Origin of the sequence: Segatella maculosa DSM 19339 = JCM 15638 (assembly GCF_000382385.1) — a bacterium.
GTDB classification, from domain to species: domain Bacteria; phylum Bacteroidota; class Bacteroidia; order Bacteroidales; family Bacteroidaceae; genus Prevotella; species Prevotella maculosa.
This window is the reverse complement of the sequence record NZ_KB908335.1, coordinates 24,891-41,456: the sequence shown is the minus strand read 5'-3', so window position 1 is coordinate 41,456 and position 16,566 is coordinate 24,891. Positions and strand designations below refer to the sequence as shown.

The window sequence follows — 16,566 nt, the reverse complement described above, 5'->3', positions numbered from 1 at the left end:
GCCTATGCAGCCATTCCATGACACCATCGTCATCGGTGCAGGCCTCACGGGCCTCACAACCGCCCACACGTTGCGCAAACGCGGCGTGGATTGCATTGTATTGGAGCAGGAAAAGCGCGTCGGCGGACAGATACATACGTTCCAAGATGGGGGCTTTGTGTTTGAAAGCGGGCCCAATACGGGCGTCATTTCCTACCCCGAAGTGGCCGAACTTTTCGATGAATTGCAACCTTACGGCTGCCAAATTGAGACGGCACATGAGTCATCTAAGCAGCGATGGGTATGGAAAAAGGGACGCTTCCATGCGCTTCCTTGCGGTCCGAAGTCAGCCTTTTCGACTTCTTTGTTCACGTGGACCGACAAGCTGAGAATACTGGGAGAGCCATTCCGTAAGCCCGGAACCGACCCCGATGAAAGCGTGGCCGAGCTTGTTATCCGACGCTTGGGACGCTCCTATCTCGACTATGCTGTCGACCCATTCATATCGGGTGTCTACGCCGGAGACCCGTTCAAGCTCGTCACCCGCCATGCCCTTCCCAAGCTTTATAACCTCGAACACGACCATGGCAGCTTCATTCGGGGAGCCATAGCCAAGTATAAAGCGCCCAAAACCGACCGCGACCGGCGCGCAACGAAGCAGGTGTTCTCGGCCAAGGGCGGCTTGGGCAGGCTGATAGAGGCCTTGGAAAGGTCGGTAGGCAGCGACAGAATCGTGCTCGAAGCGACCCACATCACGGTGCAACCCACTGCCGACAGAAGGTGGGAAGTGGGCTATCGCACGCCCGACAGCACCACGTTGACGATGCAATGCAACCATGTTGTCACCACCGTTGGTGCCTACGCCTTGCCGTCGCTGCTACCTTTCGTCGACAAACGGCAGATGGAGGCCATTGCCTCGCTGCATTATGCACCCATCGTGCAGGTGAGCGTGGGCGTAAACCATACGGGTGGCGTCAGACAACGCGCATTCGGCGGCCTTATTCCCTCGTGCGAGCGGCAGCAAGTGCTCGGCATTCTCTTCCCGTCGTCGTGTTTCGACGGCCGAAGTCCGCAAGACGGCGCACTCTATTCGTTCTTTCTCGGCGGAATGCGGCGTCCGGAGATGCTCTCCATGAGCGATGATGCCCTGCTGGCGTGCGTCTCTGAGGCTATGAACCGCATGCTTTCGCTGCCCGAAGGCACGAAGCCCGACCTCATTCGCATCTTCCGTCACCCGCGGGCCATACCGCAATACGAGCGAACGAGCACTGAACGGTTCGCCGCCATCGCTGCCATTGAACGGCAATACCACGGCCTTACGCTCGGCGGAAACATTTGCGGGGGCATCGGAATGGCCGACCGTATCCGTCAGGCCGTCGATATGGGAAACAAGATATAAGAGGTGGTTGTACCATGCGCAGGGGATAGGCATGTAGGGACGCACGGCTCGTGCGTCCGCCCAGCACGGTTGACGAGTAAACAACTGAGAAACGGAGCGGACGCACGGCCCGTGCGTCCCTACATGCGTTTCATCGTTTTTCAATCTCACCCATTTTGCATGCCAAAATGGGTGAGATTGCGCGGTAAAATGGCTGCGATTGCGTGGCAATATGGCTGCGGTTGCAACGCCGCCTTATTGCTATTAAAATCAGCGGGCAGGCATCGAGCTATCGGTTCAGGCTCAGGAACTGTTGCCAAAGCGATTGGTGCGTCTGCTCATAGTGGTCGATAGCCTTGTGCGTCTTGCGTTCTCCGATTTGCGAGATGGCCTCGGCCTTGTCGAAGTCCAAGGTTCCATATCGCTTCATCGGTGCCTGAACGACGATATCCGGGTGCGAAAGCTTGATTTGCTGGCGCGTGTTCTGCTCCAACATGATGGCGATGGTGCGCATCAGTAGCGTGACATAGTTGACGTTGAGGCCTTCGAGATGGGTGAGCACGCGGTTCATGATGGCCGCCGGCATCGATTTGCCGAGCAACTTCTTCTCAACGAAGTGCTGCATGAGCAGTTCGCCGCGGTAATCGTGCGTGCTCACGTTGATGCCCACAAGCAGGTCGTCCGACTGGCGGGCCACTCTGTTCAGCGGAAGCGCGTTGACAAGGCCACCGTCTACCAACAACATCTCCTTGCATCTGACGGGATTGAAGAACAACGGAATGGAGATGCTCGCCCGAATGGCGTTATACAGGCTTCCTTTGCTGAAGATTACCTCGCGGCCGCTGTTCCAATCGGTCGCCACGGCCGTATAAGGAATGGGAAGGTCTTCGATGTTGACGTCGGGAACCACCTCTTTCAGGGCGTCCATCACCCTGTTTCCCTTCACCAAATGATTCAGACTGAGCGAGAAATCGACCAGCGAGAGCACCTTCCGACGGTCGAGTTTGAACATCCACTGCTTCACTTCGGGCAGCTTTCCCGCCGCATACATGCCGCCGATGAGCGCACCCATCGAGCAACCCGCTATCGACGAAATCTCATACCCGCGGCTCTCCAAGGCTTCGATGGCCCCGATGTGAGCCAATCCGCGTGCCCCACCGCTCGACAGTACTAATGCAATCTTCTTCTTCATGCTTTTATCAATAAAAGAGCCACGGACCAATCGCGCAGACCGGCCCGTGGCTTCCCGTAAAAATAGCGGAACCGTCGCGGCATCAGCCGTAGATGACCTTGCCGTTCTCGTCCTTATAGTCGTCCAACGCCTTGCTGTATTGGTTCATGGCCCGCAGGCTCATGCCCATGTTCGAGAAGCCTCCGTCGTGGAAGAGCGTCTGCATGGTCACCTTGCGCGTCAGGTCGCTGAACAGCGTCACGCAGTAGTCGGCGCAATCGTCAGCCGAAGCGTTGCCCAGCGGCGACATCTTGTCGGCAAAGTCCATCATGTTGTCGATATCCTTGATGCCCTTGCCCGCCGTCGTGGCCGTGGGCGACTGCGAAATAGTGTTGATGCGCACGTTCTTCTCGCGGCCATAGATGTAGCCGAAGCTGCGTGCGATGCTTTCCAGCAGGCTCTTGGCGTCGGCCATGTCGTTATAGCCGAAGAACGTGCGGTGCGAAGCCACATAGGTCAGCGCAACCACCGAGCCATACTCGGCGATGGCGTCCACCCTCTTGGCGGCCTGCAGCATCTTGTGGAAAGAAATGGCCGAGATGTCGAGCGTCTTATTGAGCCAATTGTAGTCGAGGTCGTCGTAAGTGCGGCGCTTGCGCACGTTCGGACTCATGCCGATGGAATGCAACACGAAGTCGATTTTGCCGCCCAACAGCTCCTGTGACTTGACGAACACGTTCTCAAGGTCGTCGTAATTGGTGGCATCGGCCGCTATGACCGGCGCACCGATCTTCTTTGCCAGCACATCAAGCTCACCCATACGCAGGGCCATCTCGGTGTTACTCAGCACAACCGACGCCCCTTCTTCAGCACAGCGTTCGGCCACTTTCCATGCAATAGACATGTCGTTCAGCGCACCGAAAATGATGCCACGCTTACCTTTCAATAAATTGTATGCCATAATTTTCTACTTTAATGAATAGTTGCGTGCAAAGTTACGTCTTTCAGACAAGATAACCAAAGAAAAGCCGCGCGAACTGCATTCCGCACACAAAAAAGATGCGCTGCAGCCGCATTCCGCCGCTGCCGGAATAGCCGCTGCAGCGTGTCGCTCCGCGCTTCAGCCCTGTCCCTTTCCGCGCCACAGTCCTACCGCTCTTATCTATAAACCGCGCCACAATTCATTATACAGTGGTGTAGAACGGATTATACTCCCGTGTAGAATAAATTATACAGCTGTGTAGAACGGATTATATGCCCGTGTAGAATAAATTATACAGCTGTGTAGAATGGATTATACTCTTGTGTAGAACAGCTTGTACAGCTGTGTATCATTCTTTATCTCCTATGAGAGGGTTCGTTTTCTACCTGTGGATAATTAATTGGACACGGCTGTCCAATAAGCTGGACACGGCTGTCCAATGAGTTGGACAAGTCTGTCCAATCGATTGGACAAACCTGTCTAATGGATTGGACACGTTTGTCCAATTCGCTCATGCTATAAGGTTGATTTGCTTCCTTACGGGGAGAGTCGTTGCTTCTCTGCTTGTTTGCATTTGCGCGGACGCACGAGCCAATGTATATTGACTTACATTCACAATGGAGCGGACGCACGAGCCGTGCGTCCCTATATACCTCTTGCCTGCAAATCATTTTTTGACATAGCTAATCCCAAAGTTCAATATTCAAAATTCAATGTTCAAAGTCAAAGTCCCTACATGCTTGTCATGACTATATTGATGTGCAAAATGGTTGAGATGGCAAGCTGTGCGAGTGCATGTAGGGACGCACGGCTCGTGCGTCCGCCCAAAACGCTGCGTACATTCGCTCCAACAACCATGCTATTTACTTGCCATTCACCTTGCGCGGACGCACGAGCCAATGTATATTGACTTACATTCCCAACGGAACGGACGCACGGGCCGTGCGTCCCTACAAGGGGAAGGCGTTGCCTCTCTGCCTTGCGCGCCCGTTTGCGGCCTTGCTTTTTCGCTTTGCATGGCAAGAAAGAGGATACACTTTATTGCAGAAGCGAAAAGAATTGCATATATTTGCCTTCGTGAAACGATTCGTTTAACTCAACCCTGACAGCATGAAAAAGAATTTCATAACCCTGCTTTTGGCCTCGACGACAGCCTGTATGGCCACTGCACAGCCTGCCGTTGCGGGCTATCCCTACCGGCAAGTGCCCTTCACGAGCGTCAGGCTCGCGCCCGGTTCGTTCTTCGGCGAACGACTGAAAGCGGCGCAGAAGGTGACGATTCCGCTGGCGTTCGGCAAGTGCGAGACGGAACATCGCTACGAAAACTTCGTGAAGGCGGCTCATCCGAGCGACGATTATGTGGTCAATAAGTTCATGCAATTCCCCTTCGACGACACCGATGTCTACAAAACCATCGAGGGTGCGAGCTACATGCTGCAGAGCTTCCCCGACAAAAGGCTTGAGGCTTACATCGACAGTGTGCTCGACATCGTGGCCAAGGCGCAGGAGACGGACGGCTATCTCTACACGGCACGCACGATGAACCCGCGGCATCCGCACCCGTGGGCTGGCATGAAGCGATGGGAAAAGGTGGAAGAGCTGAGCCATGAGCTTTATAATCTGGGCCATATGCTCGATGCTGCCGTGGCACATGAGCAGGCTACGGGGTCGAAGAAGTTCCTTGATATCGCACGACGGTATGCCGATTGCGTGGTGCGCGAGGTGGGCCCGCGGGCAGGACAGGCGTGCGTCGTCCCCGGCCATCAGATTGCTGAGATGGGACTTGCCAAACTTTATCTTGCCACGGGCGATAAACGCTATCTCGACGAGGCGAAGTTCTTCCTCGACTACCGCGGAAAGACGGCCATAAAGAATGCCTACTCGCAGAGCCACAAGCCCGTGACGGAACAACGCGAGGCTGTGGGCCACGCTGTTCGGGCCGGTTACATGTATGCCGGCATGGCGGACGTGGCTGCACTCACGGGCGACACGGCCTACGTGCATGCTATCGACCGCATCTGGGAGAACATTGTGGGCCGGAAGTACTATCTGACGGGTGGCGTTGGGGCGCGACACAGCGGCGAGTCCTTTGGCAACGACTACGAACTGCCCAACCTGACGGCTTATAACGAGACGTGTGCGGCCATTGCGCAGTGCTATTTGAACCTTCGGCTCTTCATGCTTCACGGCGACGGAAAGTATATCGACTGCCTTGAACGCACGCTCTACAATGGCGTCATCAGCGGCATGAGCGTCGATGGTGGCCGCTTCTTCTATCCCAATCCGCTCGCGTCGGACGGCAATTATAAGTTCAACGCCGACGGCACACTGACGCGCCAACCGTGGTTCGGCTGTGCCTGCTGCCCGAGCAACCTGAGTCGGTTCATTCCTTCAGTGCCGGGATATGTCTATGCCGTTCGGGGTGACGACGCTTACGTGAACCTTTTCATGGCAGGCTTCGCAACGCTGAACGTAGGCGGAAAGGAACTGACGCTCGAAACCATGACCGACTATCCGTGGGACGGCAAGATTACGATCCGTGTCTTGGGGAATGCCAATAAGAAAGCGTCGCTGATGGTTCGCATACCGGGCTGGGCGCGCGGCGAAGTGGCTCCCGGCGGACTCTACCGCTTTACCGATAAACGCGAAAACGGCTGGCGCATCGCCCGCAACGGCGGATATCTCTATCCCGAACTGCAGGAGGGCGGCTACATGCGCATCAATAACGTTAGGAAAGGTGACGTGATTACGCTCGAACTCAACATGCAACCGCGCACGGTCGTGGCCGACAAACGCGTGAAAGACGACTTCGGTCGAGTGGCCGTGGAACGCGGTCCGCTGGTCTATTGCGCCGAAGCAGCCGACAACAATGGCGTACAGTTGCAGCAAATATACGTGAAAGCGAATGCCGATTTCAGCCTCGTGAAGGGCTATAACATCTGGAACACCGAGGCCGACGGCCAGCCGTTCGCCGTCAATGCGCTCCGGACAACGGCCCAAGAACTGACGAAAGACGCCGATGGCAACCTGGCATTGAAGCGCGTCGGCCTTACGTTGATACCCTATTATGCTTGGAATCATCGTGGTGCAGGACGCATGGACGTGTGGTTGAAGAGCACCGATGTGGAATAACCGAAGGCTCCCGGCCCCGGCTTATACAAACGATTAAGGGCAGCAAAGCCTCATATTGATTGGCTTCGCTGCCCTAATGTAGTGTTCTTCTGACGGTTGTTCGGTCCCTTTCAGGGGCAGACTACCATTGAAGATTTAGAGCTCGAACTTGTAACCTACTGTAATCTGAAATACGCTGTTCTTTGCGCTGATGTTCTTGGAGACCTTGGTTACGCCGAAGTTGTAGCGACCGTCAATGACGAAGTTGCTATATTCGTAAGACAGACCTACGGGAATAGAGAGGTCGAATGTCTTAGCGTCGTCGGCTTTGTCCTTGTCAATCATGAAACCGGGCTGAACACCGAGCTTCACGGCAAGGCCCTCAACAGGATAAACATTGGCCAAGACCGGCACATTGAGGTAACTTGGAGCCCATTTTCCATCACCGTCTTTCACTTTGTAGCCCTGACGAGAGTACAAAAGACCACCACTCAGCGAGATAATATCATCTACTTGATACTCCAATTCGGCTCCACCAACGAAGTCAACTCTTGCTTTTCCGTCAACCTTTGTGACGTTGGCAATGTTCAAACCTACCTTGGGTTGAATGGTCAAAGTACCTACTTCGTGTTGTGCAAACATTGCAACCGATGAAAGCAACAGGGCTGCTGACAATAAAACCTTTTTCATAATACTTAACTTTTTAGTTGATAATACTGTTTATTTTCATTAAAGCGAAAATGCTTTTAGGTTTTCTTTTCTTATCGTTTCTGTTGCAAAGATATATCTTTTTTAATTTATTTGCAAAACTTATCCACATATTTTTGTTTCTAAACGCCAAAATAATTGATTTATGGCAAGCCCACCTTGCAAATCCGTCGCCTTATATCAGGCCGTACAACGCCTCATATCTCCGTCTCATCACGGCCATCGAGAAGTTCTCCTCGACGAAGTGGCGGGCCTTTTCCTGCAGTTCGGCCCGATTAATCACGGGCAGAACATCACAGAAAAGGTGTTCATAGGCCGCAAGGTCGTTGTTTTCTACCCGCAACGGCCAGTCTTCGGGAAGCGTATCGCGCAGTCCCGGGCAAGCATTCATGATGACCGGAAGCCCATTGAAGCTGGCTTCGAGCGAGAGAATGCTCAGCCCTTCGAAGCGCGAAGGCATGAGCAAGAAGTCGAATGCGGCAAGGAATGTGGCCAAATCTGCCAGCGGTTCGCCGATGGAAACATTGTCGCAACCGACCAATTGCACCGTCAACAGCGGACAGAGCGACCCACTTCCGACGACATGGAAATAATATCTTGCATCGCCGTTCAGGCTTTTGATGATGGCAATAAGCATGTCGATGCCTTTCTGTTCCTCGAATCTTCCGGCAAAAAGCACATTGATTTTATCGGCTTTCAGGTGCGGATAAGGTCGCTGACCGACGGGAGCCACACCATTATATATAATAGGTGGGTCGGCATGATAGGTGTTCTGATAGTTCAACCGCACGGATTCGGAGATGGCCACATTGGCATCGTGTCGGATAAAAAAAGCCTCCACGCGTCGCCCCGTGCGCTCCATTCCCGTCCAAAGGCGCGTGTTGTGAATGGTCCGCACAATCTTGCAACGCTTCAACAGCCATGGAAAAAGGCAGAAAAACCAGTAAACAGCCAAGTCGGGCATCTCGGTATGACAGTGTATGACGCGTGGCCTATACCTCAAAAACAGCCACAGGAACCACAGCGGAAAGGTCAGTGCGGCCAGCCGTTCGAAGAGATAATGAAAGTGAACCTCGGGGACAAAGCCGCGATGATAGCGGATATGGTGGGCCCGAAGCTCCGCGGTCAGCACCTTGTTGAAGGCACCATGCGCCCTGATAAGCTCCACGACGTGATACGAAATGCCCTCCGTGGGCGACTCGGCCATGTTGATGGCCACGCGTTCCGCACCGCCTACGTCGAGATGGGAGATGATATGGAATACCGTCTGCTGCATATTTGCAAAAGTAAGGCTTTTCTTTTGAACTTCAATCAAATAGTCGTAATTTTGCAATCAAAACGAAACGCGAATGGCAGAAAGTTTGAAAGAGAAGACAGCAAAGGGACTTTTTTGGGGCGCTTTGAACAGCGGAACGACGCAATTGCTGAACCTTGTCATCGGTATCTTCCTCGGAAGGCTCATCAGTCCGGCCGAGTATGGCATCGTGGGTGTGCTGAACATCTTCACACTGATAGCCGGAAACCTGCAAAGTAGTGGCTTCTCGCAGGGCCTCATCAACCTGAAAAGCCCGCAGGCACGCGATTACAACTCGGTGTTTTGGTTCAACATCCTTGTCGGTTTCGTGCTTTATGTCGTGCTGTTCGCCTCGGCTCCGCTCATAGCCTCCTATATCCGGCAACCTTGTTTGGTGCCGCTTTCGCGCTTGGTCTTCCTGAGTTTCGTCATTTCTTCATTCGGAATAGCCCACGGGGCCTATATGACAAAGAACATGATGAACCGCGAAATCGCTATCATCGGGGCCATTGCGCTCGTCTGTTCGGGCAGCATTGCCATCGTGTTGGCCTTTTTGGGCTTCTCATATTGGAGCTTGGCGTGGCAGCAAATCGTCTATATTGCGGTGCTGAACCTTGGCCGTTACTGGTTTACGCCATGGCATCCGTCGTTCCATTTCACGTTCGAACCCGTCAAACGCATGTTCGGTTTCAGCGTGAAAGTGCTCATCACGAACATCATCAACACCGTCAGCAACAACATACTCACGCTTGTTTTCGGCCGACTTTACCCCATTAAGGCCGTCGGAGACTTCACGCAAGCCTACAAATGGGACTCAATGGCCAACTCATTCGTGGCCAATGCGATAGGCCAAGTGGCCCAACCGGTGTTGGCATCCGTGCATGAAGAGCGCGGAAGAGCAGTGCGCGTGTTCCGCAAGATGATGCGCTTCACGGCCTTTTTCAGCTTTCCGGCCATGTTCGGACTGGCCATCGTGTCGCGCGAGTTTATTCTGGTTACAATCGGAAAGCAGTGGGTCGATGCCATTCCCTTGCTGCAAATGCTGTGCATCGGTGGTGCTTTCGTGCCCTTTTACACGGTGTATCAGAACGTGGCATTGGGCAATGGACGCTCCGACGTTTATATGCGTTGCAACGTGATGCAGATTGTTTTGCAAATCGGCATCATAGCTCTTTTCTATCAATATGGCATCAACAAGATGGTGATGGCCTACACGTTGTTCACCATTGCATGGCTGATGGTGTGGCAGTTTGCGGCACATCGCATCATCGGCGTACGCTTTTCGGCGGTGATGAAAGACGTTCTTCCGTCGCTCCTTGTGGCCTCCGGCGTGATGACGGCCACCTATTTCGCCACGTGCCTCATTGCTTCTCCCGCCTTGTTGCTCGTGGTGCGCATCGTCATCGCCACCCTGTTGTATGCCGGAACAGCCAAGCTGCTGCGCATGGAGATGATGGAAGAGGCGGTGAAGTGGGTGGAAAGAAGGAAATAGGGGGCTCCCCTCGGCGCCTAAGAGCCTCCCCCTGACCCCTCCAAAGGAGGGGAGAGCGAATAGCGTGGACTTCTTTCGGGTGGAGAAGAGCCTCCCCCTAACCCCTCCAAAGGAGGGGAGGACGAATAGCGTGGGCTTCTTTAGGGCGGAGAGGGAGCCTCCCCCGACCCCTCCAAAGGAGGGGAGAGCGAATAGCGTGGGGGATATTGGAAAGCATAGTAGCAAGCATGGCGTTGCAAGAACTATCGGTTAATTTCCCTTGCAGTCATTAATCGTAAAATCATCGCGTTGGAATGGCGTTGCAGGAACTATCGGTTAATTTCCCTTGATTTTATTAATCGTAAAATCATCGCATTGGAATGGCATTACAATATCAGCCACATTGCATGGTAATATGGGCCATATTGCGCAGTGAAATGGGTGAGATTATCGTGCAAAATGGCTGAGATTGCAACGCAAGGTGTAAGTCGTTGGTAATCAACACGTCCGATATGACAATTCGCGCGAGTGCATGTAGGGACCTTGACTTTGACCTTTGAACCTTGAACTTTGACCTTTAGGATTAGTCTTATTATGAAGATGATTTGCAAGCAAGAGACATGTAGGGACGCACGGCTCGTGCGTCCGCTCAAAAATGTCGTGTGCATTCGCTTCAACAACCACGCTATTTGCTTTTAAAATCCCTTGCACGGACACACGGGCCGATGCATATTGACTTACATTCATAATAGAGCGGACGCACGAGCCGTGCGTCCCTACATGCCATCATGGACTTATTGATGTGCAAAATGGTTGAGATGAAAGGCTGCGCGAATGCATGTAGGGACGCACGGCCCGTGCGTCCGCTCAAAATGCTGCGTGCATTCGCTTCAATAACCGCGCTATTTGCTTTCGAAATCCCTTGCGCGGACGCACAAACCTATGTATATTGACTTACATTCATAATAGAGCGGACGCACGAGCCGTGCGTCCCTACATGCTTGTTGTGGGCGTATTGCAATGCTCAAGGCCAAAGTTCCTACATGCTTTTCTCGGGCATATTGATGTCATTGTCTCCATGTTGTGCCATATTCTGATAATATTCGCGCGTGAGTTCTTCGATTTCGGGCTTCACAAGACCGTGAATGGAGCGACCGTCTGCCACGCGTTGGCGGATAACCGTGCTGTTGAAATCGTAGAGGGGCGTGTCGATGAGGGTGACACCCGGTGGAAGTGCGGCGGCATCGACAGTGGAATTGTGACGCGGATAGACGATGATGGGATAGTCACGGAGGATTTTTTCGTGGTCTTTCCAGCGGTCGAAAGCGAGCCAGTTGTCGGCTCCCATGATTAAGGTGAAGTGGTTCTGGGGGTAAGTCTCGGTGAGTTTGCGGAGCGTGTCGTACGTATAAGAGGGTTTGGGCAGGCCAAATTCGAAGTCACTGGCCACGAGACGGGGTTCGCCTTCGAGGGCAAGTTGGGTGAGTTTCAGGCGCAGATTGTCGGCTAAAAGGTCTTCGGTTGCCCGCTTGAATGGGTTAAGTGGCGACACCATGAACCAGATTTCGTCGAGCGAAGTAAGCCGGAGCAGTGTCCTTGCCAATGCGATATGGCCCGTATGTATGGGGTTGAATGAACCTCCATAGATGCCGATGTGCGTCGTATGCTGGGTTTTGGCCACGATTATCGTTGATTCAGAAACGTAGAAAGCAGTTCGTAGGTTTTTTGTTTGGCCGTTTCGAGGTCGTCGTTGACCACGATATGGTCGAACTTCCGGGCGAAAGAGAGTTCGTAGTCGGCCTTGGCCAGTCGCTGTTCGATGACTTCTGGCGTATCGGTTCCACGGCTATTGAGTCGTCGGCGCAACTCTTCTATCGAGGGAGGTTGCACGAAAATGCTCATTGCCCGGCTGCCATAGCATTGCTTGATGTTGCAACCTCCTTTCACATCGACATCGAAAACGACGTTCTCTCCCCGTGAGATTTGCTGCTCAACCTGCGACTTCAACGTGCCATAATAGCGGTCCTTGTAGACCTCTTCATACTCAATGAACTCCTCATTTTCAATCTTTTTCTTGAATTCTTCGGGCGAGATAAAGAAGTATTCCACGCCATTTTGCTCCGTTCCCCGAGGCAAACGGCTCGTGCATGAAACGGAGAAATGCAGGTTGAGTTCGGGATGTTCCTTCACTAACCACTGTACAATCGTGCTCTTTCCCGAGCCCGAAGGGGCGCTAAAGACCAAAAGCCGACCCGGAAGCCCATGCTTATCCACCGGAAACCCACCCCGGCCAACCGGAAACCCACCCCGGCCCTCCCGAAGGGAGGGTGCGCTTGTTTGCGAAAGACTTGCTGGTTTGTTATCAAAAGAGTGCATATTGCTGATTTCTTTCATTTTATTTCTGATTTTATCTAACACGAAATGGAGTCTTGAAAAGATGTCATCATTACTGAAACGCAGAATGGTAAAGCCTTTGGTTGCAAGCCATTGACTTCGTTCCTCGTCTTTCTTGCGCTGCTCTTCCGTGCAATGATAGTCGCCATCTACTTCGATGATGAGTTTGAGCGCAAGGCAAACAAAGTCGGGAATGTAGTCGAGCACGGGGTGTTGTCGCCTGAAATGCGCTCCCATTTGGTTGCCATTGAGGTGTTGCCACAGCGTTCTTTCGGCCTCCGTTGGGTTATTTCTCATCTCTTTCGCCCGCTGAAGCAGCAGATGATAGGTGATTGCGTCGTTCGTTTCGTAGCGATATTTCATTAACGAAGCTTTTCTTACATCAAAAAACAGTCCGAACAGCTCGCCTCAAGCACGCTCTCCCTCCCTTTGGGGGGGGCTGGGGTGGGTGTTTACTACAGCACATTCAGCACCTGTTCCTTGATTTGTTCCAGCTCATCTTTCATCATGACGACGATGTTCTGCATCTCTGCTTGGTTGCTTTTGCTGCCGGTCGTGTTGATTTCGCGGCCCATTTCCTGTGCGATGAAGCCCAGTTTCTTGCCCACGCCGCGGCCGTCTTCGTTCATTGTTTCGCGGAAATAGCGGAGGTGATTGGTCAACCGTTGTTTCTCTTCGCTGATGTCCAGCTTCTCAATATAATAGATCAGCTCTTGCTCCAAACGGTTTTTGTCGTAGTCGACACCGGGGATTTGCTCCAGTCCCTTAACGATATTCTGGCGTATTTTCTCCGTGCGTCCCTTCTCATAAGGCTCGATACAGGCAAGAAGACGCTCGATATTGTCAATCTTTTCGTTGAATTTCAGTTGCAAGGCCGAGCCTTCCTGCTTGCGAAAAGCCACCAAAGCGGCAATCGCTTCATTGATGGCTTGCAAGGCAAAGGCCCACTCCTCGTCGGAGAGTTGCTCCATATCGGTCTTCGTAGTGACGTCGGGCAGGTGCAACAACGTGTCGAACCAATCGGCAGGTTCGGGGATACCGGTCTGCGAAGCAATGGTTTTGAGCTGCCGGTAGTAGTTCTCTACGAGGGCAGCATTGATGGGTGCCGCATCGACGATGGCCTCTTTCTCAATCCAAATCGCAAAGTCCACCTTGCCCCGCTCAAGGCTTTTGGCAATCAATTGGCGTATTTCCATCTCCTTTTCCCGGTAGAGTGGCGCAATACGGGCAGCGAGATCCAAGGCCTTACTGTTGAGCGATTTGATCTCAACATTAATCTTCTTCTCTTTAAAGATGACCACGGCTTTGCCGTAACCTGTCATGGACTGTATCATGATTCAATCGCGTTAAATTTCTGCAAAAGTAACAATTTTGCAGGAAAAAAGCGTAAATTTGCACTTTATTTAGATTATATTTTCATCGTATGTCGTGCATATTGAATCTTGAAACGAGCACCGACGTATGCTCGGTTGCCGTCAGTAACGACGCAGCATGCATCTTCAACAAGGAAGACCACAGCGGACCTCACCACAACGAGACGCTCGGCAGCTTTGTCGATGAGGCGCTTTCGTTCATCGACAGCCATGACCTCGTGCTCGATGCCGTGGCCGTGAGCTGCGGACCGGGGTCGTATACGGGGCTGCGCATCGGCACTTCGATGGCGAAGGGCATCTGTTACGGTCGCGATGTGCGGCTGATTGCCATACCGACATTGGAGCTTTTGGCTGTCCCCGTGCTGCTTCAAGAGCTCCCGAAAGCCGAAGATGCGCTGCTCGTTCCCATGCTCGACGCCCGCCGTATGGAGGTCTATGCGCAGGTGTTCGACCGCGCATTGAACGAGATAAGACCCGTTCAGGCCGACATTGTGACTGCCGATACCTATCGAGATCAGCTTGACAAGGGCCCGGTTTACTTCTTCGGGAACGGTGCGGCCAAGTGTATGAGCACGATAAACCATGCGAATGCGCATCTCGTGGAGGGCATTCTGCCCCTCGCCAAGAACATGTTTCCGCTAGCAGAGAAGCGCATTGCGCAAGGAAAGTACGAAGATGTGGCCTACTTTGTGCCCTTCTATCTGAAGGATTTTGTGGCCAAAACGCCAAAGAAATTACTGTGATATGGATATAAAAGGATTGGATTACAATACGCAACGCGAGAAACTCGTGATGCCGGAATACGGACGTGAAGTGCAAAGCATGGTGGATTACTGTGTCAATCTGGCTGACAAGGCCGAGCGACAAGCCTGTGCCGAGACTATCATCACCATCATGGAGCGTATGTTTCCGCAGGGAAGAGAGAGCACAAACTACCGCCAGAAGCTGTGGGACCAGCTGGCCATCATGAGCAATTTCAAGTTGGACATCGACTGGCCTTACGACATCAGCGAGGCCAACAAGATGGTTTCGCGGCCCCAACCGATGGCTTATCCGATGCAACGGATAGCGGTCAGGCACTACGGACACATCATTTTCGAACTCTTCGAAAAGCTTAAAGCAATGGAACCCGGGCCGGAACGCGATGCCCTTGTGCGCCTGACAGCCAATCAAATGAAGGTGGATCTCATGGCATGGAGCCACGGATCGAACGACAATGAAAAGGTTGCTGCAGACCTTGCACGCTACACTGACGGCAAGATACAGCTGGATTTGGACTCTTTCGTGTTCAATAAAATCGTCGAACGGCCTGTTGCCAACACGGTCAACAAGCGCAAGAAGAGATAGCCATGGAGTCATTCATCATCGAAGGAGGGCATCGGTTGAAGGGCGAAATCACGCCTCAAGGAGCCAAGAACGAGGCATTGGAGGTCATCTGTGCCACGTTGTTGACGGCCGACCCGGTCAGAATCAAGAACATTCCCGAGATACTCGACGTCAATAACCTCATTAAGTTGCTGCAGGAAATCGGTGTGAAAGTGACGCGACATGCGCAAGGTGACTTCACGTTTCAGGCCGACCAGCTCAACCTTTCCTACCTCGACAGTGTGGCGTTCGTGCAGAAATGCGCCTCGCTTCGGGGCAGTGTGCTGATGATAGGCCCGTTGTTGGGTCGCTTTGGCAAGGCCACCGTGGCTAAACCCGGCGGCGACAAGATTGGAAGACGACGCTTGGATACGCACTTTCTGGGCTTCAAACACTTGGGAGCCAAGTTTGTTCACGACCATGAACGCGATGTTTTCCAAATTCAGGCCAAGCATCTCAAGGGCACATATATGCTGCTTGACGAGGCTTCGGTCACGGGAACGGCCAACATCATCATGGCGGCTGTGATGGCAAAAGGCACAACCACCGTCTATAATGCAGCCTGCGAGCCCTACATTCAACAGCTTTGTCACTTGCTGAATGGCATGGGTGCGCGCATCAGCGGCATTGCCAGCAACCGCATTACGATAGTGGGTGTGGAGCAATTGCACGCGGCCGAGCACACAATCTTGCCCGATATGATCGAGGTGGGCTCCTTTATCGGCATGGCAGCCATGGTGGGTGACGGCGTACGCATCAAGAACGTGTCGTTCAGGAACCTTGGAATCATTCCCGATACCTTCGAACGTTTGGGCATAAAAATACAGGTTGAGGGCGACGATTTGGTTGTTCCACGTCAGCCTCATTACGTGGTCGACTCCTTTATCGACGGCACCATCATGACCTTGGCAGATGCGCCTTGGCCCGGACTTACGCCGGATTTGATTTCCGTTCTGCTGGTCGTGGCCACACAGGCACGGGGGTCGGTGCTCATTCACCAAAAGATGTTCGAGAGCCGCCTGTTCTTCGTTGACAAGTTGATAGATATGGGCGCCCAAATCATTCTCTGCGACCCCCACCGGGCCGTCGTCATCGGGCACGACCATAAGAAACGGCTGCGTGCAGGGCGAATGACAAGTCCCGATATCCGTGCCGGTATCGCCTTACTTATTGCGGCCATGAGTGCCGAAGGAACCAGTTGGATAGCCAATATCGCACAGATTGACCGCGGTTATGAGAACATCGAAGACAGACTGAACCGCTTGGGAGCCTGCATCAGGCGTGTAGACGAATAGATGATACAGGAAGAAGGCATGTAGGGACGCACGGTCCGTGCGTCC

13 protein-coding genes are annotated in these 16,566 nt (G+C 53.0%); 6 read left to right on the top strand and 7 right to left on the bottom strand.

Annotated features, from left to right (window positions below; genetic code table 11):
- Positions 1-4 precede the first annotated feature (4 nt).
- Positions 5-1,378, top strand: a complete 1,374-nt coding sequence (gene hemG, locus H164_RS0111475; RefSeq protein ID WP_019968754.1) for a protoporphyrinogen oxidase — start codon at positions 5-7, stop codon at positions 1,376-1,378.
- Positions 1,379-1,646: 268 nt separating this feature from the next.
- Here hemG and H164_RS0111470 read toward each other — a convergent pair whose 3' ends face one another.
- Positions 1,647-2,549, bottom strand: a complete 903-nt coding sequence (locus H164_RS0111470) for a patatin-like phospholipase family protein (RefSeq protein ID WP_019968753.1) — start codon at positions 2,547-2,549, stop codon at positions 1,647-1,649.
- 82 nt (positions 2,550-2,631) lie between these two features.
- Positions 2,632-3,489 carry an enoyl-ACP reductase FabI gene (locus H164_RS0111465; RefSeq protein ID WP_019968752.1) on the bottom strand — a complete coding sequence of 286 codons (858 nt, stop codon included), beginning with the start codon at positions 3,487-3,489 and terminating at the stop codon, positions 2,632-2,634.
- Between the two features lie 1,131 nt (positions 3,490-4,620).
- Here H164_RS0111465 and H164_RS0111455 point away from each other — a divergent pair.
- Positions 4,621-6,642, top strand: coding sequence for a glycoside hydrolase family 127 protein (locus H164_RS0111455; protein ID WP_019968750.1), 2,022 nt, complete (start codon positions 4,621-4,623; stop codon positions 6,640-6,642).
- A gap of 135 nt (positions 6,643-6,777) precedes the next feature.
- On the opposite strand, the gene H164_RS0111450 is transcribed toward H164_RS0111455, so the two are convergent.
- Together H164_RS0111450 and H164_RS0111445 are read right to left on the bottom strand one after the other, a co-directional pair.
- Positions 6,778-7,311, bottom strand: coding sequence for a porin family protein (locus H164_RS0111450; protein ID WP_025830310.1), 534 nt, complete (start codon positions 7,309-7,311; stop codon positions 6,778-6,780).
- 193 nt (positions 7,312-7,504) lie between these two features.
- Complete coding sequence (locus tag H164_RS0111445) at positions 7,505-8,605, bottom strand: glycosyltransferase family 4 protein (protein ID WP_025830311.1); 1,101 nt, start codon at positions 8,603-8,605, stop codon at positions 7,505-7,507.
- Between the two features lie 73 nt (positions 8,606-8,678).
- Between H164_RS0111445 and H164_RS0111440 the strand changes: the two genes are divergently transcribed.
- The gene (locus tag H164_RS0111440; protein WP_019968746.1) at positions 8,679-10,115 is read left to right on the top strand and encodes a lipopolysaccharide biosynthesis protein; all 1,437 of its coding nucleotides are present in this window, start codon (positions 8,679-8,681) and stop codon (positions 10,113-10,115) included.
- A 1,018-nt stretch (positions 10,116-11,133) separates the two neighbouring features.
- On the opposite strand, the gene nadD is transcribed toward H164_RS0111440, so the two are convergent.
- From nadD to H164_RS0111425, 3 genes are all read right to left on the bottom strand, one after another.
- Positions 11,134-11,775 (bottom strand): nicotinate (nicotinamide) nucleotide adenylyltransferase, encoded by a 642-nt coding sequence (gene nadD / locus H164_RS0111435; RefSeq protein ID WP_019968745.1) that lies wholly within the window; start codon positions 11,773-11,775, stop codon positions 11,134-11,136.
- A gap of 2 nt (positions 11,776-11,777) precedes the next feature.
- Positions 11,778-12,851: a guanylate kinase gene (gene gmk, locus H164_RS15235; RefSeq protein WP_019968744.1), complete on the bottom strand. Its 1,074-nt coding sequence runs from the start codon at positions 12,849-12,851 to the stop codon at positions 11,778-11,780.
- Positions 12,852-12,943: 92 nt separating this feature from the next.
- Complete coding sequence (locus H164_RS0111425; RefSeq protein ID WP_025830374.1) at positions 12,944-13,822, bottom strand: YicC/YloC family endoribonuclease; 879 nt, start codon at positions 13,820-13,822, stop codon at positions 12,944-12,946.
- A gap of 89 nt (positions 13,823-13,911) precedes the next feature.
- On the opposite strand from H164_RS0111425, the gene tsaB reads away from it, so the two are divergent.
- Genes tsaB through murA form a run of 3 tightly spaced genes read left to right on the top strand, consistent with a single transcriptional unit; the run spans position 13,912 to position 16,521 of the window.
- Positions 13,912-14,604: a tRNA (adenosine(37)-N6)-threonylcarbamoyltransferase complex dimerization subunit type 1 TsaB gene (gene tsaB, locus H164_RS0111420; RefSeq protein WP_019968742.1), complete on the top strand. Its 693-nt coding sequence runs from the start codon at positions 13,912-13,914 to the stop codon at positions 14,602-14,604.
- A 1-nt stretch (position 14,605) separates the two neighbouring features.
- Complete coding sequence (locus H164_RS0111415; RefSeq protein WP_019968741.1) at positions 14,606-15,208, top strand: DUF4290 domain-containing protein; 603 nt, start codon at positions 14,606-14,608, stop codon at positions 15,206-15,208.
- A 2-nt stretch (positions 15,209-15,210) separates the two neighbouring features.
- On the top strand, positions 15,211-16,521 hold the full coding sequence (murA, locus tag H164_RS0111410) for a UDP-N-acetylglucosamine 1-carboxyvinyltransferase (RefSeq protein ID WP_019968740.1): 1,311 nt from the start codon (positions 15,211-15,213) through the stop codon (positions 16,519-16,521).
- The last annotated feature ends 45 nt before the right edge of the window (positions 16,522-16,566 follow it).